The organism is Bartonella phoceensis (genome assembly GCF_902825145.1).
Taxonomy (GTDB): Bacteria; Pseudomonadota; Alphaproteobacteria; order Rhizobiales; family Rhizobiaceae; genus Bartonella; species Bartonella phoceensis.
Genome location: NZ_CADEAD010000002.1, coordinates 173,777 through 193,575 on the forward strand (window position 1 = coordinate 173,777; position 19,799 = coordinate 193,575).

The following is a 19,799-nucleotide window of genomic DNA, read 5'->3' on the forward strand; positions in this document are numbered from 1 at the left end:
AAAACTTAAGATACTTTCATTGTATCAACATCATATAATAAAAGACTATTGAATAATCTCTGTCGCACGTTCGATAACTGTCTGTGGGATAACAATACCAGCTTTTTTGGCTGCGTTCATATCGATTCTAATGTCATTATTAGCGGCCTGTATAATATCAATATCACCAGGTTTTTCACCCTTTAGAATACGTACGACCAGTTTCCCAGCTTCAAACCCTACATCGTAGAAACTCACACCCTGTGTCATAAAAGGACCACGTCCAATAGAATTAGCATCGACAGTAAATAAAGGTGTATTCGCTTCCCGTGTGACCTTCACTGCACCCTCTAAAACAGAAAGAACTGTATTATCAGCGGGAACAAAAATGATATCCACTTTCCCAACCAAAGCTCGTGTTGCCGCCTGAACATCAGAAGGTTTAGGTGCAGATGAAGGAATAACTTCAACTCTAGCTTTTCTTGCCGCTTCTTTTAGTACCTTAAGTGTTGAAACAGAATTAGCTTCCGAAGCATTATAAAGATAACCAATTTTTTTTAAATCTGGCTTTACTTCCTGCAAAATTTTAAGACTTGCTGCAACATCTAAATGATCAGAAGTCCCCGTCACATTGCTACCGGGTTTGGTAAGCGAAGACACTATTTTTGCTCCAATAGGGTCAGAAATTGCAGCAAAGACGATAGGAATTGTTTTTGTTGCTGCAAGCATTGTTTGTGCTGAAGTTGTACTAATCGCGACAATGACATCAGGTTTATCACCAACAAATTTACGTGCAATTTGCGTTGCTGTAGCGATATTGCCCTGTGCTGGTAAAAAAGTGAGTTCGAAATTTTCATCTTGCTTATAACCATTTTCTGCAAGTGCATCCATAACCCCTTTGCGGACAGCATCTGCAGCGGGATGTATCATAATTTGTGTAATCGCAACTTTAATGTGATCGCCTGCCTTTGCAAAACTATTCATGATAAAAATAGCTGCAATTGCAATCCATAATAAGTTTATTTTTTTCGACATTCTACTCCCCCCTCTTTTGCAATAATATAAAGAGGAAGCAATTTATTGAAGAGTACTTTTAAAATCAATCTTTACTTTTATTTTTGAAACATTTGCAAAATAAATCAAACTGAAATGTTATTTTTTTGTTGCAATTCAGAGAAGCCTACGCCATACAGGCAACATCTGAAGCAAAATATGTTTCGAATCAGTGAGCGGGTGTAGCTCAGGGGTAGAGCACAACCTTGCCAAGGTTGGGGTCGTGGGTTCGAATCCCATCGCCCGCTCCATGTAATCGGTTCATATGATTTTTTATTTATTGGTGTAGCTTGTCATCAGGTTTTGCACAATTTGACAGCAGGTTTTGCATCAGTTTATTTTTTTTCGAAGGGTTTTTAAGGGGCTCTCAAAGGGTCTTCAAAAATCATTTAAAACCTTTTTAATGAGTTTTTATTTTTCTCTCTTAAAGGTCGCAATTTTTGATGATAAATCATTGAGCTGGAATCATATTATTTGAGAAGCAGCGTATATAAGATGTGTTCACCTCTTTTAGCATAAATTGACTGAGAGTTTTTCTGTCTCAGCCAATTCAGCAATACGAAACCATTCCTTCATGGTTGTCCCTGTTTAATTTGCACTGGTGTTGCACGCATAGCTTTCAATCGCGCTGCAATCTCACGCTGTTCCTGCTGGAGCCGCGCAATCTCTGCTAAACGCGCCTCATCCCCTTGCAACAACAACAATCCATCTTCACTCACAACCTCGTCCTAGAGCCAATAGGCTTTTGTTGCCCGCACAAAGGCTTTAAAACGCGGCAGGGAAATATCAACCTGCTTACTTTCAGCAACATACGCATCCAAACGCGCCTTACTTAAGCAATCAATCCCTAAATAATGCGCCATACACTCAGCAATCTTACTGCGCTCATGCTGGTATTCTCTTAAAGCCCGTGCCATGGCTCGTTTGATGCGAGAGCAAAACCGCCCCAAATCAATCTACGCCACCGGTTCACGGCAAGGAAAAACAGGCTGTTGAGAACCATGCATCTTCGTGCCTACTCCACCCCCCCGTTCTCCTGCAAGGTAATCACAAAACCACGCCTTTGTCTGCGCATCTGCTCTCTGCCACACCCCCAACAATTGAGCAAAAATCCATTCCTGTTCATTGATTTGCGGTGGCGTATTAACTCCATTGACCAAATCAACAGCCCGCCGTAAATCCCTCTCAACCTGTTGCAAAGCAATCGCTACCCACCGTTGCGAAACCGGTCTTTTTTGATTTTTGGGCCATTTTTAATTGATTTTGGAGTCAATTGAACTTTTGGTTTGATTTTTTTCAAAGGGGATTCAAAGGCGGTTTTTTGGGCTTTCACAGACTTTTTAAAAATCTTCAAAGGATTTTTAAAGGCCTTTCAAAGCTTTTTTTCATTTTTGCTACAAAATTGCGATTTTTGCCGATTTTCGGTAATTTTCGCAATTTTAGGTTCAAAATCTAGTTTGACAAAACGCGCATTGCATTGAATAATAAAAATATAATGTAATAACAATGAATTATCACAACTTTTACCTAATCCTACTTTTTGTCACTGCATACAAAACTGCCAAACGACAGCCAGCCTTTGTCAGTATCGGTATAATTGCAAAACAACGCAGAACGATTCAAGAAAAAGCCGCAGAGTGAAAAGTTTTTCACATGAGTCGTTTCACGGATTCTTCCATAATGCATAAAAATGGTGCAATGGCCCTCGACCATTCCCCACATGTAAAGCGCTTGAAGCAGATAAAGCACCATTCAAATAGTCTTTTGCTTGTTTAACCGCCCAAAGCAAAGGCTGTGTAGGCAACAAAGCTGCAATCGCAGCTGAAATGGTACAACCTGTACCGTGATCATGCGTGGTAGTGAGGCGAGGCGCTTCAAGCATGACAAGATCTTCACCATCACAATAAAGATCTGGACTAGAAAAATCGTGATTCCCTGTACATTTGCTTGCAAGAGCACTCAAATGCCCTCCCTTCAAGAGAACTGCATGACACCCCAGCGCCAAAAGCTGGGGAGCATATTGATACAGAGCGTTTAACGACCATTGTATTTTACGTCCCAACAACAAAGCTGCTTCAGGTAAATTTGGCGTAATCAAAGTTGATATTGGCACAAGAACATCACGCATAACTTCAATCGTATCAGGCTTTAAAAGAATATCGCCACTTTTTGCCACCATAACGGGATCAAAAACAATAAAGCGCGCTTTGTGGTAAACAAGGCGTTCTGCTATAACCTGCGCAATCTGAGCATTTGCTACCATACCAACTTTAACGGCATCAACATGAATATCCTCAAAAACAGAATCAATTTGGTCAGCAACAAAAGAAGCATCTAACACCTGAAAAGCACGCACACCTTGTGTATTTTGTGCAACAACAGCTGTAACCACACTCATGCCATAGGTTTTCATAGCTGAAAATACCTTTAAATCCGCTTGCATTCCAGCGCCACCAGAAGGATCCGTTCCCGCAATCGATAAAATTCGTGGAATAAAAAGTTTGTCTTGGCCAACTTGCATTTTCATTAGCCTTTTTCCTTATGTTTTTAAATATCAGAAAATAGGTTTCTGAAAAAATAGATATTTGAAAAAACATAAAGATAGATGTTTTCTCATGTAAAGTACGTTATATACACGGTCTCTTTGCAGATATAAAATGGAAAATCATAGTGCTTATTCTTCGTTCTCTTCTTTTTACATTCGCTTTTTATATAACGACTTTTATACAAATGATTCTTTACGCTCCCTTCTATTTTCTAATGCCACGCAAAAAAGCGTGGATTATTCCTAAAACATGGGCGCGCGTTACTCTCTTTTTACAAAAATACATTGCTGGCACAAACTACGAAATTGAAGGATTAGAAAACCTCCCCAAAGGAGCCTATATCATTGCTCCAAAACATCAATCTGCATGGGAAACCTTTAGCCTTGTCCCCTATTTTGATGATCCTGCTCTTATCCTAAAACGTGAGCTGACGTGGATTCCATTTTTTGGCTGGTACATGGCAAAAACACAAATTATTCCCATTAACCGAACAACACCCATTAAAGCCTTAAAAACCATCATACAAAAAGCGAAAAAAAAAGCAAAACAAGGACGTCAAATTCTCATCTTTCCCGAAGGAACACGTCGACAGCCAGGTCAAGAACCAGATTATAAATCAGGGATTGTAGCCCTTTACAATGAACTAGAACTTCAAGTTGTTCCCATTGCACACAATGCTGGTTTATATTGGCCACGAGGCAATTTTCGCCGTTACCCTGGAACAATCCGCGTTCGTATCCTTCCTCCCATAGAAGCAGGTTTGAGCAAACGTGATTTCCTAGACCAACTCGTTGAAAAAACAGAAAAAGCTTGCGATGAATTGCTTTTATTAGCAGCCCAAGATCCTAGCCCTCCACCCATGCCCCCTTGTGCTGTTAAAAAGCTTGAAAAACTAAATCATCATGAATCAACACAGTGATATATAAAAATAATTTACCACTTTTTATACCGAATTGAGAATATAAAATAGGGAATATCTCTTTTCCTTTTTAGTAATAAAACCTCAAAAAAGTTTGTTTACAGCTGACAACAGAGAACAGCATGTATACAAAAAATATTTAAAAAAGAAATGAATTTACCTCTTATGAATGTTTTCAAATACACAAACAGTTGAAATATTGAAAGTTTGCAAATAGAGCACGATACCAATTTATACCTTTATAAACATAAAAAATGGTGGTGCCCTCATAGACTTTTGTTATACTATTTTCAGGAAGTAATAAAAGATAAAACTGGGGGAAGTAAAATATTTCTCTAAAAAATGTATATATAAGCAACATACTGGCATGTTGTTCTTTAAGAAAAGAATAATAAACAAAAAGTAAAATACTACATAATATCTATTATGGAAAAGATATTGCTGTAGAGATTTTTGCAATCAGCAAAGTTGTATTCAAGGGGGGGAAGTAAAAATAATCTTGATTTCATCACAAAATAAAAACCAAGACAGTATTAATTGTATTAACTATCTGCTCTCTACATCATAGACTTAAAAGTTTTGTGTCCTAAATGAGAACAGTTATTACTCACTAATCAGAATGAATTGAATTTAAACTTAATGCAACGACTCTTTATTTATCTATTTTTATCTTTTATTTTGAGTTTTAAAAGCACTCTTGCTTTGACACAACCTTTTATCTCTGTTGATGTTACAACTAAACGTATTTTAGAGCACAATCAAGCTTTTGAGCGTTGGTACCCAGCATCTTTAACAAAATTAATGACTGCTTATGTCATTTTCCGCGCCATGAGCCAAGGAGAAATTTCACCCAACAAACACATCACCATTAGCGAATATGCAGCAAAAGCTCCTGCGCACCGATCAGGTTATAGAGCCGGTTCTGTCCTTACACTTGATACAGCACTCAGTATTACTTTGGTAACTTCCACCAATGATCTAGCCATTGCTATGAGTGAAGCAGTTGCTGGTTCACAAGAAGCGTTTGTAAAAAAAATGAATGCTGAAGCTCAACGTTTAAGAATGTTTGGAACCCATTTTGCCAATGCAAGTGGATTACCAGACTTACAAAATTACTCTACAGCACGCGATATTGCTCTTTTAGCTATTCAGATTCGTCGTGAATTTCCTCAATATGCTCATTATTTTTCTATTCCTGCTATTGATTTTGGTAACAAACGAAAAATCCAGCCCAATTCAAACAATCTCATTGGTCGTTTTAATGGAATAGATGGCATGAAAACAGGCTTTATCTGTGCCTCTGGCTTTAATCTTGTCGCCTCTGCAACCCGCAATAAACGCACAATTATTGCTGTTATTTTAGGAGCTAACAATATAAGTGAAAGAGAAGAAAAAGCCGCCCAATTGCTTGAAACAGGGTTTTCACGTAAAGGTATGCCCCAATTAACACTGGCAACACTCAAACCCTATGGTACCAAGATGACACAAGTAAGTGATATGAGACAACAAATGTGCACTCCTGAAGCCATAAAAATTCATGCGAACTCTTATGATGATCAAGGAAAAATTATCCTCACCTCTCCTTTTATCACTGCTTCACCCTCTTTCGTACTTCCCTTACAAGTACGGCTCATTAGTGCACCACAGGAACCCAAAATCATAGTAAAACCACTAAAAAAACTTTATATTCCGCATAAAAAACCAACAAATAGCTCTATAAAAAAGGCAACAAATAGCAGTCGATGAGAAATATGAAAATAAAGCGCATTCCACTCACACTTATTACCGGCTTTTTAGGCTCTGGCAAAACAACTTTGCTTAACCGTATGCTGCGCGATCCTCTTTTGGCTGAGTCTGCTGTTATCATCAATGAGTTCGGCGAAATAAGTATTGACCATCTTTTGGTTGAAAAAACAACAGAAGGAATTATCGAACTTGCAAATGGTTGCTTATGCTGCAATTTGCGCAGTGATCTTATTGATACATTGACTGATTTAATAAATCGCATTCAAAAGGGCGATCTCAAACAACTCAATCACATTATCATTGAAACAACAGGGATGGCTGATCCAGCCCCTATTTTACAAGCTCTTTTAAGCCACCCACTTCTAACTCAAACAGTGTCTATCCACGCTGTTCTTGCCACATTTGATACATTAAATACGCTTTCCATACTCGAATGCTATCCTGAAATACACAAACAACTAGTACTTGCTGACAAAATTCTCCTCACAAAAACAGACCTTATTGATCCTAAAACGCTTTCAAACACACTCTCTAATACACTCAAAACAATAAACCCTACAGCGCAAATTATAGATCTTCACTCTGAGAATTGCTGTTCAAATGCATTAATAAGTAAAACATTATGGGATAAAAAAGAAGAAAACACACACCTTAAACAGTGGGGCGCTTTTGTTCCCCATGAGCATGCTCACAACTGGAGCATTCGTACTTTTTCATTAGACTGTGAAGAACCTATGGATTACGCTACGCTTGATGCTTTTCTTGACCTTTTAAAAAATCTTTATGGCGCAAAATTGTTACGTATTAAAGCAATTATCGCATTGCATGATAACCCGCACCGTCCTCTTGTACTACATGGTGTACAAACGTTTTTTCATCCCCCAAAAAGACTTCCAGCATGGCCGAAAGGAATCACACAAACGCGCTTCATTATCATTGCCGATGGTGTTGAAAAAGAAGAGATACAAAAACTCTTCAATGCTTTTTTTAACAAACCAGCAATAGATACAGCAGACAAAACTGCTATATTGAACAATCCCCTGATTATTCCAGGGATAAAATTCTAATTTTTCCTTCAATTTTCAAGGAAGAAAAATCTTTTATGAACAACATTTCTGTCTTTCGAACAGATCTTTATAACTTTTCACCACAAACGTTCATATACTATTTTAGCTTCTCATTACCGGCGAGGATTCTTACCTCCATCAAGTCTATAATCAGACTAATTAAGTTCTACCCGTTAACCACCATGTGACTCATTTCAGAGTCTCACTCAGCAAACATACCCTGCATATTTCATTTAACTACACATTTTGATATTTGGTTGATGCCAAAAAGAACATCAGACAGAAATGACATAGTATTTTCCAATATGTGCAAACGCACCTTCCATTGCCTTACTGAAAGACAACAATTAAAGACCTCATAAATAAAAGGCACAAAATACTCTAAAGAATTAGAGAGTACTCTACTTTTACGATAAAATGGTATTCATGGCATCAGAGCACGTGAAAACTTACCAAGGCCCTTATTGAAAACGTAACGTTTTTCATAAACATCAACTGTTGGAGGCACACGATTTTCTTCAAAAAAATCATAACCTTCCTTAAGCATAACCCAAAATTGATAATGAGGATCAGAGCGATGGTGCTCCATATTCGCATCAGTCATGCGGAAAGGAAAAGCCTGTAACTGAAATTCTTTCTGTCCACCTCTAAAAGCATCCCGTGCAAAAGCATAAATCTGTGCCATATTTTTGTCACTCATAGAATAACAGCCAGCGGAAAAGCAAGAACCATGTACCATAAGATTACTTCCTGTTCGACCATTGGCTCGATCATAAAAGTTAGGAAATCCTATATTAAAAGAAAGGTAATATTTTGAATAAGGATTCATTTGGTTTGCACGAATGGTATAAAAGCCTTCTGGTGTTTGAAGATCCCCCTCCTTATATTTAGGTCCAAGCTGGCCAGACCATTTGCAAATGCCGTAACGCGCTACCAACACAAAAGGCCCTGAACGGGACTGTTTCCAAATTTCAGCAATATTTTCTTGCTTAAAAAAGCGCATCATAATCGGCGCATATGGATCAATATTATAGTAGACCATTCTATTTTTGATTTCTTGAGGAAGTGGCTGCTCAACTTTAGCCCGGACAGAAGCTGGCAATCTTCCCTCACATGCTGTTAATATTCCCACTGCAAACAAAACACACGCTGTAAGAAACCTGTTGAATATCATCGAATAAAACTCCAATCGCCCCCTACAAAAAGTGAATTATGCTAAAGATCTACCAATTTGAAGATATTTTTCCCAACGATCTCGTTTAAGAGCTTCACCATCTTTTCCAGCCATAGTTTTTAAAGCCTCTGAAATAACATTACCTGCTTTATCAATCACAATTTCTTTACCTCGATGTGCTCCTCCTAAAGGCTCAGGGATAATGCCATCAATAATCTTTAACCGATATAAATCCTGAGCAGTGATGCGCATATTCATTGCGGCATCTTTTGCACGGGTTGGATCACGCCATAAAATAGAAGCCGCTCCTTCAGGAGAAATAACAGAATAAATCGCATGTTCTAACATATACACTTTGTTAGCCGCTGCAATTGCTATCGCTCCCCCTGATCCGCCTTCTCCAATAACAACCGAAACCACAGGAACTTTTAAGCGCAAAGTCGCTGCCGTTGATTGAGCAATTGCTTCTGCTTGACCACGTTCTTCAGCGCTCACACCAGGATAAGCACCTGCGGTATCAACAAAAGTAAGGAGTGGCAAACCGAAACGATCAGCCATTTCCATAATACGTACAGCTTTGCGATAACCTTCTGGACGCGCAGAACCAAAATTATAGCGCAAACGTGTTTGCGTATCATGACCTTTTTCTTGACCTATATATGCAACGGCTTCTCCTTGAAAACGTGCAAATCCGGCTTGAATAGCCTCATCTTCAGCAAACTTGCGATCTCCTGCTAAAGGTGTAACATCACTGAGCAAACGTGCAGCATAGTCCATAAAATGGGGACGATCAGGATGGCGAGCCACTTGTGTTTTTTGCCACGGCGATAACTTTTTATAAATATCATGCAATGCCGTTTGAGAACGTTTTTCAAGACGTGCAATCTCGTCTCTCATATCAAGACTGCCTTCCTCTTGAGAAATCTGTTTTAATTCAAGAATTTTCCCATCGAGATCAGCAACTGGTTTTTCAAAATCAAGATAATTATACATTGTACCTAACTTATTTTGTGTTATTTATACGCTTATATACTGTTTTATAAAGCATTTTTAAAAAACATCTCCTTTTTCTTTACTGAGCCTTCTGCTCATCGGCAAGTGGATGATGCTCATGAACTAAACGATAAAGGCCTGCTTCCAACACATGGGTATAAATCTGGGTGGTGGCAATATCAGAGTGACCTAACAAATGTTGAACGGCACGCAAATCAGCCCCGTGTTGCAAGAGATGACTCGCAAAAGCATGACGCAAGACATGTGGAGAAAAACTTTTACTTTTTATTCCTGCCCTTGTGGCAAGACTTTTCAACTCCCGTGCAACAAGTTGTCGAGCGATATACCCTGTCTCTGAATGTGCAGGAAAAAGATAAGGGCTTGCTGCATTTTTTCTTTGATCGCGCAAGTCCAACCACTGCGAAAGAACTTGGCATGCTTTTTTTGATAAAAGTACCACTCGTTCTTTCTTACCCTTACCGCGAACCAAAATACTATATCCTTTTCCTCGGACAACCTGTACTGGAAGACTCACCAACTCACTAATACGTAGCCCTGTTGCATAAAGCATTTCAGCTAATAGCTGAAGACGCAATGCACGAAAATGATCTTTTGACCCATAATCTGTTTGGTTCACTTCTAACTGTGCTAAATCAAGCAATTTTATCACCGCATCTTCACCGATAATTTTTGGCAAAGGACGTCCTTGACGCGGTGCATCAATATCATGAGAAGGATCATCCACCCTCAATCCTTCCGCATAAAGAAATTGATAAAATTGACGTAAAGTCGATAAACGACGCGCCTGTGAAGATGCTTTAAAACCAAGAGTATGCATAAGTGACAAAAGGCCAATTAAATCTTCTTTTTGTGCTGAAAAAAGTGAAACAAAGCGCAAAGACAATGCCTCTTGTGCCCACTGCAAATCACGTCGATAAGCCTCAAGCGTGTGAGCAGCAGCGCCTCGCTCAGCACTCATCATCTCAAGAAAACGATCTATCACAATATCACTTTTCATTGATTTACTTTCGAAGAAAGGCTCAATGAATCCAAAGGGACATCGATATACATATCCACGGTTACTGGTTTAACAAAAATCACAAGAGCGATCATTATACAGAAAAGGATAACAAATGAAATGAAAAGAATCATTAAAAACCTAGTTAATGTTGGCATAAGACAATAAACTCTCCCCCGATACTCAATTTTTTATTATGCTTTATAAAGATTAACAGGAATTGACTTTAAAACAGATAAATGCCGAAATAAGCTATGAAAAATAATCAACCTAAACATATTCCGATGACACAGATAAAAAATCAACTTTTATCATCTCTTAATAAACGCGCACTTGTATTTATTGGTCTGATGGGTGCAGGTAAATCGGTAATCGGAAAACGCGTCGCCACTATGCTCCATTTGCCGTTTTATGATTCTGACGAGGAAATTGAAAAAGCTTCAAAAATGACCATCATGGAACTCTTTAAAATTTATGGTGAACCCGAATTTCGCGCTCTTGAACAGCGTGTTATTCTGAACCTTATAAAAAAAAGTCCTCTTGTTTTAGCAACAGGAGGCGGTGCTTATATAAATCAAGACATCCGAAAAACTATTGACCAAAATGGTATATCTATCTGGCTCAAAGCCGATCTTGATATCCTCATGCAACGTGTTTCAAAGCGCAAAACGCGACCACTCCTTCAAACAGCAAACCCTCAAGAAATCATGCAAAAACTCATGGAACAGCGTTATCCTATCTATGCAAAAGCAAACTTAACAATTAACAGTCACAAAGAAAGCCGCCATACCGTAGCAAAAAATGTCATACGGTCTGTACAGTATTACCTGAAGACAGAAAATAACGATAGGAATAACAAGCATGCAAACCAAGACCGTTACAGTTAAACTAAACAAGCACTGTTATGATATCATCATTGGCCCAAATCTTATTACACAAGCTGCTTTGCAAATTAAACATTCTCTTCACCAAAAAGAGTATCATGAGATGCGTTTGGCAATTGTTACAGATACAAATGTTGCATCCCTCCATTTAGATAGATTGCAAACAGAATTTGAAAAAAATAAAATCCATACTGTTCCAATTATTGTCGAAGCAGGGGAACAATCAAAATCATTTCCCATTCTACAAACTGTTATCGATAAAATTCTTTCTGCACGTTTAGAGAGAGGTAATTGCGTTATTGCTTTTGGTGGTGGCGTAATTGGCGACCTAGGAGGATTTGCCGCAAGCGTTATACGGCGTGGCATGAATTTCATTCAAATGCCCACAACACTGCTTGCACAAATTGACTCCTCTGTTGGTGGAAAAACGGGCATCAACAGCAAATATGGTAAAAATCTTATTGGTACTTTTTATCAACCACGCTGCGTTATTGCTGATACTGGTATCCTTGATACACTGCCACCACGCGAATTTCGTGCCGGCTATGCAGAAATGGTAAAATATGGTCTCATTAACCAGCCTGATTTCTTTGAGTGGCTTGAAAAAAACGGGCAAAAAATCTTTTCCAATGGCTCAACACGAACGGAAGCTATTGTTCGCTCATGCCAATTTAAAGCCGGCATCGTAGCACGCGATGAATATGAAACAGGAGAACGTGCACTTTTAAATCTTGGTCATACATTTGGGCATATGCTTGAAACAGCAACTACTTATGATTCAAACCGTTTAATCCACGGTGAAGCCGTAGCAATTGGGATAATTCTAGCGCATCAATTCTCCGCTCAACTAAATTTAACAGATCCTGCACTCACACACCGTATAGAAGCACATTTCAAAGCCGTGGGTCTTCCTACACAACTAAAAGATATCCCAGGCCAACTACCAAACGCTGAAATGCTAATGGCTTTCATTGCCCAAGATAAAAAAGTTTCGCAAAACAACCTAACGTTCATCTTAACACGTGGACTTGGACAATCATTTATTGCAAAAAATGTTTCACCAGACGCAGTTTTAATCTTTTTGGAACAAAAATTAGCGGAAATTCGTTAATTCATATTGAATATAATTGATTCGTTTTTATACTTCCATTAAAGGAGTAAGTATGATGATGTCTGCGTAGCTCAGTAGGATAGAGCACAGGATTCCTAAAAATTGGGCGCCTTAAGGAGAAATCCTCAAAGTGGATCTGCTCAAATTCGGGGAAAGCTTCATAGGAAACTATATGCCAATCCCGAGCCAAGCCTCTCTTTAAATAGGAGGAAGGTGTAGAGACTGAACGGGCAGCACCTAAAGAGCACGAGCTTCAAGGTGAAGAGACAGTCCAGACCACGAACAGTCTATAAAACTGGCGGTGAAAATCGAAGTGGTATGAATCCTGGGGTCGCAGGTTCGAATCCTGCCGTAGACGCCATCGCATAAGTAAAATTATTTTTCTGCACAATATATAGGGAAGCATTATGAAAAAAACTCTACATATTTTAGGATTTTTAGCCGCTTCAAGTCTATCACTCTTTAGCTCAAGCAATGCTTTAGCTGGTTCTTTAATCCTTGAAGTACCAAACAACCCAGAACCACAAACACGAACTATTGTCTATCAATGCGATACCGGAATGAGCAAAGAGCGAGTTGAAGCAATCTACCTAACAGCTAATAATATTTCGTTGGTTGATTTCAAATGGAAAGGCGATCGCGTAATTGCTGCAAATATCATAGCCAACTCGGGAGTAAAATATGCAGGAGCCCAGTATATCTGGTGGGAAAAGAACAATGGGGTGACTCTTTACGATCTTATTAATGATCCAGAAGAGAAAAAGCCTATTCTTTGTAAAGATGAAAAAATGTTATTATTCTAAAGAACAAAGGAAATATTATGAAACAAACTTCTTTTACTCTGCGATTTTTCGCAATTTTAAGTTTATTATTCTTTGGTTCAGTCAGTGCTTTTGCGAATTCTTTAATCATTGAGGTGCCAGATGATCCAGTACCAACAACGGAAACTGTTGTCTACCAATGTGATATGGGAACAAGTAAAGAGCCTTTTGAAGCAACCTATCACAATGCAAACAATATCTCGCTTGTTGATTTAAAATGGAAAGGGAATCGTATCATTGGTTCCAATGTTATTGCCGCTTCTGGAGCAAAGTATGTAGGAGGGCCATATATTTGGTGGACACAAAGAAACGAAGCCATATTTTATGATCTCATAAATGATCCAAAAGAGGAAAAACCAATCAGCTGTGTAGAAAAAAAAGACGCGCAATAAAATAAAGACCATTGCATGTCAAGAATCGCGCTGGCTCTTATCGCATGATATTGTTTCTGATGTAGAAGTATGTTTTTGCGTTTGTTGCGATAGAAGAGTCAGCGGTATTTCTGGTTTGTTTTCTGAATGGTGTCGATAAGCTGCCGCTTGTGATATCAGTATGGAAGCTATGGGTATTGTTACGAGCAAGAAAAGCATTAACAATATTTCATGAAACACAAAATGATGGTCTACAAACGTGGAATAAAGAAACGAAGCAATGAGAATACTTCCAGCACCCCAACTTGTACTAAGTGAAAGCATATGTAAGCGTTTATAAAAATTGGAAAGACGTACTAACCCTATCGTTCCAATTAATGTGAGACCGGATCCCAATATCAAAAAAACTGTGACAGCAATAGCAACCACAAGCGATACATCATCATTCATTCAATAATTTCTCCGCGCATTAAAAACTTTGCCAAAGCAATACTTGAGACAGGACCTAACAACCCAATAATGAGAGCTGCGACAAAATAAATGGTTGTTCCTGAACGAATATCAAATGTAAGGAATAGCAGAATAGTTATTATATAAAGGGCATCTAAGCCTACAATTCGATCTTGCGCCCGTGGACCACGAATCAATCGAAACAACGCGAGAATCATTGCCAAACTCAAAAAAAACTGCGAAAGAGAAATTCCCCAATAAAGGATTATCATACTCATGAGAAGATCTCCAAAAGCAATTGCTCATACCGTTGTCTAATAAACTGTTGATAATTATATCCATCTTTAAAATTTAAAATATGAAGCAAAATTTCACTATTTTTTCTATTATAGGCAATCCAAACAGTCCCTGGAGTAACAGAGAAGATACATGCTAAAACAGCCAAAGCTGTACGACTCTCAAGCAAAAGAGGCATCACAATAAACCTAGACTGCTGCTTTTGAGATCTTTTTGTTAAAACAAAGCAAGCTACCGCAATATTTGAAATTATAGAATCGATTAACACGCGAAAAATCAGACAAAAAATTGCATGCCAACTTTTAATAGTGATCTTTTCCGGTTCAAGAAACCGCATTATCCAACCACTAAACAAAGCGATTATAATCCCTAAAAGCAATTGGCCTAAACTAAAACCATTTAAGGTCAACCACATAAAAACAATTGCCATACTAAAAAAGGGAAAAGGACAAAAATAATTCATTTCTTAATCTTTCGCTTTTCAAGAGAAAAATCATCTAAAACGCTTCCAATATAGTTTTGAGGATTATACAAAACTTTAGCTGTTTCAGACATATAATGGCTCACGGGACCAGCCATAATTGTTATAAGAAAGCACAGAGCAAGGAGGGTGGCAATAGGTGCAAATTCAATCACCAACACACGCGGAATTCTCTCTTCAAGAGAAGCCCAAAAAGTTCGAATACCCATTCGTGTCAAAGCAATTAAAGCAGCAAAACCAGATAAGATGACAAAAATAATAAAAAGCCAATCCTGATACACCGGTAGAGAATCAGACAAATTTTCCTTACTGTGGTTTAAGACCGCCATAAACATCATAAATTTAGCAACAAAACCGGAAAAAGGTGGCAAACCAATAATTAAAAGAGCACCGACACCAAAACAAGCGCCAAGAATTGCCAAAGTTACCGGTAAATATGTACCCACTTCATCTTCTTCTTCCTCTTCATCATCCCCATACACTTCCATTGTCACAGTCAAAACATTAGCAGCAACACCTTGACAACGTTCAACCAGTTCCACCAAAAGAAAAAAAGCGCCAAGTGCTAAAGTTGAAGAAACAATATAAAAGAGTGCGCCTGCTATCAGTGCTGTATGACCAATCCCTATTGCTGCTAACAACGTACCAGAAGAAACAAGTACACTATAAGCTGCCACACGTACTAAAACTTGGCTAGCCAAAATCCCGATAAAACCAAAAGCCATAGTAGCCAGTCCACCATAGAACAAAACCATATGACCAAAATGGCTAAAATACCCATTCTCAGGACCAAACCATAGCAATGTCAAACGCAGAATAATATAAATGCCCACTTTGCTCAAAAGTGCAAAAACAGCTCCAACGGGTGCTACTGCAGTACTATATGTCGGCATCAACCAAAAATTAAGTGGCCACATACCTGCTTTGAGTAAAAATGCGATACCCAAAAACGCAGCACCTATTTCAAACAAAACAATATCCGTCGAGGCTATATGCTTTATTTTTACGGCCAAATCAGCCATATTAAGAGTACCAATAACTCCGTAAATGAGTGCTGAACCAACCAAAAAAAATAATGAAGCAATAAGATTAACCACGACATAATGCAACCCTGCACGCACACGCAATTGGCAAGAACCATGTAATGCAAGCCCGTAAGAAGCCGTTAACATCACTTCAAAAAACACAAATAAATTGAACAAATCACCAGTTAAAAAAGCACCGTTTATCCCAACCATGAAAAATTGCATAAATGATTGAAAATGAGGACCAACTTTGTACCAATGCGCCTGTGCAAAAACCAACGCGGCAGCCATCAACAAACTTGAAAGTAAAAGCATCATAGCACTTAAACGATCAAGAACTAACACAATTCCGAAGGGAGAAGGCCAATTACCAAGTCGATAAATATCCGAAGCCGGTGCAAATTCAAGAGCACGCAGAATCAATAAAACAGTAATAACAACCAACAGTCCCGCAGAAGAAAGACTGATGAATGATTTAAGTTTTGCACGACGTTCATCATAAAAAAGAAGGAGTGCTCCAGTGATTAACGGCAAAAGAATAGGCAAAATAAGAAGATGATGCACACAGGCTTCCATTACTACACCTCACGCCCATCAACGTGATCTGAATCTGTTAATCCTCGTGAAACCAGAAGGATAACCAAAAATAAAGCTGTCGTTGCAAAACCAATCACAATTGCTGTTAAAACCAAAGCTTGTGGAAGAGGATCCACGTAATTCTCTGGATTGATCACTGTAGAGGAGTCAACAATCGGTGCAGCATTGCTACGCGGTCTGCCCATTGAAAACATAAAAAGATTGACACCATAGGAGAGTAAAGACAAACCAAGAATAACTTGAAAAGTTCGTGGACGTAAAATAAGCCAAATACCTGATCCAACAAGAACACCGATACCTAAAGAAAGAACAATTTCCATTAATTTTCCTTCTCTTTCAAAAAAGGTTTCTTACCGATTCGATAACTACGAATTGACTGGTGTGCCAGTGCAATTAAAATGAGTACAGTTGCTCCCAACACAACAGAAAATACACCAAAATCAAATAAAAAAGCAGATGCCACAGGAATCTTACCTACCAACGGAAGATGAGTATATTGAAAAAAGGAAGTTAAAAAAGGGTACTCAAAAAACCAGGCTCCTATTCCCGTTACAACTGATAACAACAAGCCAAAACCCATCCAACGTAAAGGCAAAACCCTCAAATGGCTTTCCACCCAACGAATATCACGTGCAAGATATTGCAAAATAAAACCTATCGCTAAAGTCACACCACCCACGAATCCGCCTCCTGGAAGGTCATGCCCTCGTATAAATAAATAAATCGAAAAAGCGACAATAACCGAAAAAAGCCACCCCATAACGACAGCAGGAACAGCGAGGTAGTTCAAGATTGTATCTCCCACATTCCGATCAGGCTGTACTGTATCAAAAGCTTTTTGAATACGCTGTTGAAAAGGAGCATCAATACTTTCAGGAGCAGGACGAAACCGTCGTAAAAGAGCAAAAACCGTAAGCGAAACAACACCCAAAACGACGATTTCTCCCATAGTATCAAAACCACGGAAATCAACCAATAACACATTTACAACATTACGGCCACCAGCACCACTGTAAGCATTTTTCAGAAAAAAATCGGAAATTGTCGGCCCCTGAGGACGCGTCATTATCGCAAAGGAAAGCCATGCCACACCAACACCTCCAACAAAGGCCAGAACGAAATCACGTACACGACGCAAATGCACAAAAAAACGAACAGGCATTGGAGCAGGATTGTACAAACGCTTAGGCAACCATCGCAAACCAAGCAATAATAAGACAACTGTCACCACTTCAACAACCAATTGTGTAATTGCTAAATCAGGTGCAGAGAGCCATAAAAAAGTTGCACAAGTCATAAGTCCTGCTCCGCTTAAGAGCATGAGTGATGCAAGGCGGTGAAATTTTGCTTGCCAAGCAACTAAAAGCGCACACAATCCGCCGACCACCCAGAGAGCAAGAAAAGGAATATCAAGCGGAAAAAGCGGTAAAGAACCTTTTGAAATAAAACCATCATACCAAAGCAAAAGACCAACAAATACAAAGCACAGCAAAAAAATCCAATGCAATTGCGTTTGCAAACGACGTGTTGATAAAGCAGATTCCACAGCCCGTGCCCATTTCCAAGAAATAATCACAAGAATGCGGTCAAAAATACGCGGCCCTTTAAAACGACGAAAAAAAGGAGGACCATCATCACAGGATAGAAAATAACGATACCCGATGTTATATAGCAATCCCCCTCCTAATAAAGCCACCAAACTCATTATCAAGGGCGTAGTAAAACCATGCCAAACAGCTAAACTATAAGGGATTGTCATCGGCCCTAAAACAGAGACAACTGCATTATCCAAAATAGGTCCTATTGTTAAATTGGGGAAAATACCAACTGCCAAACAAATAAATACCAAAAGTTCTATTGGTAAACGCATAAAGTGTGGGGGTTCATGAGGTATTTTTGGTAAATGAACAGGTTTTTCCCCTAAAAAAACACCATGAATAAAGCGTATAGAGTAGGTCACACTAAACAGGCTCGCCAGCGTTGCCACATACGGTGCAATCCAATCGAGCCATGATTCCATATGCATTTCAACTGCTTCAGCAAAAAACATCTCTTTCGATAAAAAACCATTTAACAAAGGAACCCCAGCCATCGCAGCACTCGCGACTAAAGCGAGAGTCGCTGTAACAGGCATAGAACGATAAAGGCCTGTCAACTTACGCATATCACGTGTTCCCGTCTCGTGATCAATAATGCCAGCAGCCATAAATAAAGAAGCTTTAAAAGTAGCATGATTAGCTATATGAAAGATCGCTGCAACACAAGCAAGTGAGCTACCAAGACTTAAAAGCGTAGTAATTAACCCGAGATGACTAATCGTTGAATAAGCGAGCAACCCTTTTAAATCTTGCTGAAACATAGAAAAATAAGCACCAAGCAGAAGTGTTGAGAGTCCTGAAAAACCAACCAGCCAAAACCAAGATTCTGTCCCAGACAGGACAGGCCATAAACGAATAAGCAGAAACAATCCTGCTTTCACCATTGTTGCTGAATGCAAATAAGCCGATACAGGTGTTGGGGCAGCCATTGCACCAGGTAACCAAAAATGAAAAGGAAACTGTGCACTTTTTGTCAATCCTCCCAGTAAAATACAAATGAGTATAGGATTATAAAGAGGACTTGAACAGATCACATCTCTGGACTGCAACACCTTATCTAAATCAAAACTACCAACAACGTAGCCAATTAATAAAACCCCAATAAAGAGAGCAAAACCACCAAAACCTGTGATCGTTAAAGCCATACGCGCGCCCTCACGCGCACTTGCATTATGGTACCAATAACCAATCAACAGAAAAGAAAAAATGCTTGTGAGTTCCCAGAAAATAACCAAAAAGATGAGATTGCCAGATAAGACTATTCCTGTCATCGATCCCATAAAGGCCAGAAAAAAAGAAAAAAACCGTGGTACAGAATCTGCCGGATCCATATAATAACGTGCATAGACAACAACAAGCAGTCCAATGCCTGTAATGAGCAAACAAAAAAGCCATGTGAGACCATCCATACGGAGGATCAAATCAACACCCCATTCTGGAAGCCAAGGAATATCTAAACGCACCACGCAGTTTCCACGAACTGCTGGATAAAGTATTATTGTAAAAAGAAGAGTAAAAAGTGCAATAATCCCAGCAAACCACGCTTCATTATTTTTTGCTGTCGAACGAAAGAAACCAATAACAGTGCTTCCCCCAAAGGGAAGCAAAACGAGCAATATCAACACTGCTTCCCGTATTGTCATTCTTTAAGCTCCATATTGCTCTTAAA

The 19,799-nt window shown here is 38.9% G+C and carries 18 protein-coding genes, 1 tRNA gene and 2 pseudogenes; 8 read left to right on the forward strand and 13 right to left on the reverse strand.

Annotation, left to right across the window (positions count from 1 at the left end; translation table 11 throughout):
* Positions 1–45 precede the first annotated feature (45 nt).
* On the reverse strand, positions 46–1,014 hold the full coding sequence (locus J7R07_RS02980) for an ABC transporter substrate-binding protein (RefSeq protein WP_208435460.1): 969 nt from the start codon (positions 1,012–1,014) through the stop codon (positions 46–48).
* A gap of 194 nt (positions 1,015–1,208) precedes the next feature.
* Between J7R07_RS02980 and J7R07_RS02985 the strand changes: the two genes are divergently transcribed.
* Positions 1,209–1,283 (forward strand) — tRNA-Gly (locus tag J7R07_RS02985).
* Between the two features lie 321 nt (positions 1,284–1,604).
* Here J7R07_RS02985 and J7R07_RS02990 read toward each other — a convergent pair.
* From J7R07_RS02990 to thiD, 3 genes and pseudogenes are all read right to left on the reverse strand, one after another.
* A pseudogene (locus tag J7R07_RS02990) lies at positions 1,605–1,988 on the reverse strand (hypothetical protein).
* Positions 1,989–2,261, reverse strand: a pseudogene (locus tag J7R07_RS02995) (hypothetical protein); the annotation flags it as partial. It lies immediately after the preceding pseudogene.
* Positions 2,262–2,695: 434 nt separating this feature from the next.
* Positions 2,696–3,553, reverse strand: a complete 858-nt coding sequence (gene thiD / locus J7R07_RS03000) for a bifunctional hydroxymethylpyrimidine kinase/phosphomethylpyrimidine kinase (RefSeq protein WP_425489181.1) — start codon at positions 3,551–3,553, stop codon at positions 2,696–2,698.
* 149 nt (positions 3,554–3,702) lie between these two features.
* On the opposite strand from thiD, the gene J7R07_RS03005 reads away from it, so the two are divergent.
* From J7R07_RS03005 to J7R07_RS03015, 3 genes are all read left to right on the forward strand, one after another.
* On the forward strand, positions 3,703–4,497 hold the full coding sequence (locus J7R07_RS03005; RefSeq protein ID WP_208435462.1) for a lysophospholipid acyltransferase family protein: 795 nt from the start codon (positions 3,703–3,705) through the stop codon (positions 4,495–4,497).
* Positions 4,498–5,136: 639 nt separating this feature from the next.
* On the forward strand, positions 5,137–6,243 hold the full coding sequence (locus J7R07_RS03010) for a D-alanyl-D-alanine carboxypeptidase family protein (RefSeq protein ID WP_208435463.1): 1,107 nt from the start codon (positions 5,137–5,139) through the stop codon (positions 6,241–6,243).
* 5 nt (positions 6,244–6,248) lie between these two features.
* The gene (locus J7R07_RS03015; RefSeq protein WP_208435464.1) at positions 6,249–7,310 is read left to right on the forward strand and encodes a CobW family GTP-binding protein; all 1,062 of its coding nucleotides are present in this window, start codon (positions 6,249–6,251) and stop codon (positions 7,308–7,310) included.
* A gap of 424 nt (positions 7,311–7,734) precedes the next feature.
* Here the strand turns inward: J7R07_RS03015 and J7R07_RS03020 are convergent, their stop codons facing one another.
* From J7R07_RS03020 to J7R07_RS03030, 3 genes are all read right to left on the reverse strand, one after another.
* A complete protein-coding gene (locus tag J7R07_RS03020; protein WP_208435465.1) occupies positions 7,735–8,484 on the reverse strand; it encodes a L,D-transpeptidase family protein in 750 nt (249 codons plus the stop codon).
* Between the two features lie 36 nt (positions 8,485–8,520).
* Complete coding sequence (locus J7R07_RS03025) at positions 8,521–9,477, reverse strand: acetyl-CoA carboxylase carboxyltransferase subunit alpha (protein WP_208435466.1); 957 nt, start codon at positions 9,475–9,477, stop codon at positions 8,521–8,523.
* Positions 9,478–9,556: 79 nt separating this feature from the next.
* Positions 9,557–10,495 carry a site-specific tyrosine recombinase XerD gene (locus tag J7R07_RS03030; protein ID WP_208435467.1) on the reverse strand — a complete coding sequence of 313 codons (939 nt, stop codon included), beginning with the start codon at positions 10,493–10,495 and terminating at the stop codon, positions 9,557–9,559.
* Between the two features lie 254 nt (positions 10,496–10,749).
* Between J7R07_RS03030 and J7R07_RS03035 the strand changes: the two genes are divergently transcribed.
* The 4 genes from J7R07_RS03035 (at position 10,750) to J7R07_RS03050 (ending at position 13,703) form a co-directional block, all read left to right on the forward strand.
* Positions 10,750–11,382: a shikimate kinase gene (locus J7R07_RS03035; protein ID WP_208435468.1), complete on the forward strand. Its 633-nt coding sequence runs from the start codon at positions 10,750–10,752 to the stop codon at positions 11,380–11,382.
* On the forward strand, positions 11,357–12,490 hold the full coding sequence (aroB, locus tag J7R07_RS03040) for a 3-dehydroquinate synthase (protein WP_208435469.1): 1,134 nt from the start codon (positions 11,357–11,359) through the stop codon (positions 12,488–12,490). The genes J7R07_RS03035 and aroB overlap by 26 nt, the downstream gene beginning before the upstream one ends.
* A 407-nt stretch (positions 12,491–12,897) precedes the next feature.
* Positions 12,898–13,293 carry an MliC family protein gene (locus tag J7R07_RS03045; RefSeq protein WP_208435470.1) on the forward strand — a complete coding sequence of 132 codons (396 nt, stop codon included), beginning with the start codon at positions 12,898–12,900 and terminating at the stop codon, positions 13,291–13,293.
* A 17-nt stretch (positions 13,294–13,310) separates the two neighbouring features.
* A complete protein-coding gene (locus tag J7R07_RS03050; protein WP_208435471.1) occupies positions 13,311–13,703 on the forward strand; it encodes an MliC family protein in 393 nt (130 codons plus the stop codon).
* An 18-nt stretch (positions 13,704–13,721) separates the two neighbouring features.
* Here the strand turns inward: J7R07_RS03050 and mnhG are convergent, their stop codons facing one another.
* From mnhG to J7R07_RS03080, 6 genes are read right to left on the reverse strand one after another with little or no spacing between them, the layout of a single operon-like run.
* On the reverse strand, positions 13,722–14,132 hold the full coding sequence (gene mnhG, locus J7R07_RS03055) for a monovalent cation/H(+) antiporter subunit G (protein WP_208435472.1): 411 nt from the start codon (positions 14,130–14,132) through the stop codon (positions 13,722–13,724).
* On the reverse strand, positions 14,129–14,410 hold the full coding sequence (locus tag J7R07_RS03060) for a K+/H+ antiporter subunit F (protein ID WP_208435473.1): 282 nt from the start codon (positions 14,408–14,410) through the stop codon (positions 14,129–14,131). Before J7R07_RS03060 ends, mnhG begins: the two co-directional genes overlap by 4 nt.
* On the reverse strand, positions 14,407–14,892 hold the full coding sequence (locus J7R07_RS03065; protein ID WP_208435474.1) for a Na+/H+ antiporter subunit E: 486 nt from the start codon (positions 14,890–14,892) through the stop codon (positions 14,407–14,409). Before J7R07_RS03065 ends, J7R07_RS03060 begins: the two co-directional genes overlap by 4 nt.
* Positions 14,889–16,511, reverse strand: coding sequence for a monovalent cation/H+ antiporter subunit D (locus J7R07_RS03070; protein ID WP_208435475.1), 1,623 nt, complete (start codon positions 16,509–16,511; stop codon positions 14,889–14,891). The genes J7R07_RS03065 and J7R07_RS03070 overlap by 4 nt, the downstream gene beginning before the upstream one ends.
* Positions 16,512–16,513: 2 nt before the next feature.
* A complete protein-coding gene (locus J7R07_RS03075; RefSeq protein WP_208435476.1) occupies positions 16,514–16,852 on the reverse strand; it encodes a Na+/H+ antiporter subunit C in 339 nt (112 codons plus the stop codon).
* Positions 16,852–19,773: a monovalent cation/H+ antiporter subunit A gene (locus tag J7R07_RS03080; protein WP_208435477.1), complete on the reverse strand. Its 2,922-nt coding sequence runs from the start codon at positions 19,771–19,773 to the stop codon at positions 16,852–16,854. The genes J7R07_RS03075 and J7R07_RS03080 overlap by 1 nt, the downstream gene beginning before the upstream one ends.
* Positions 19,774–19,799: the final 26 nt, after the last annotated feature.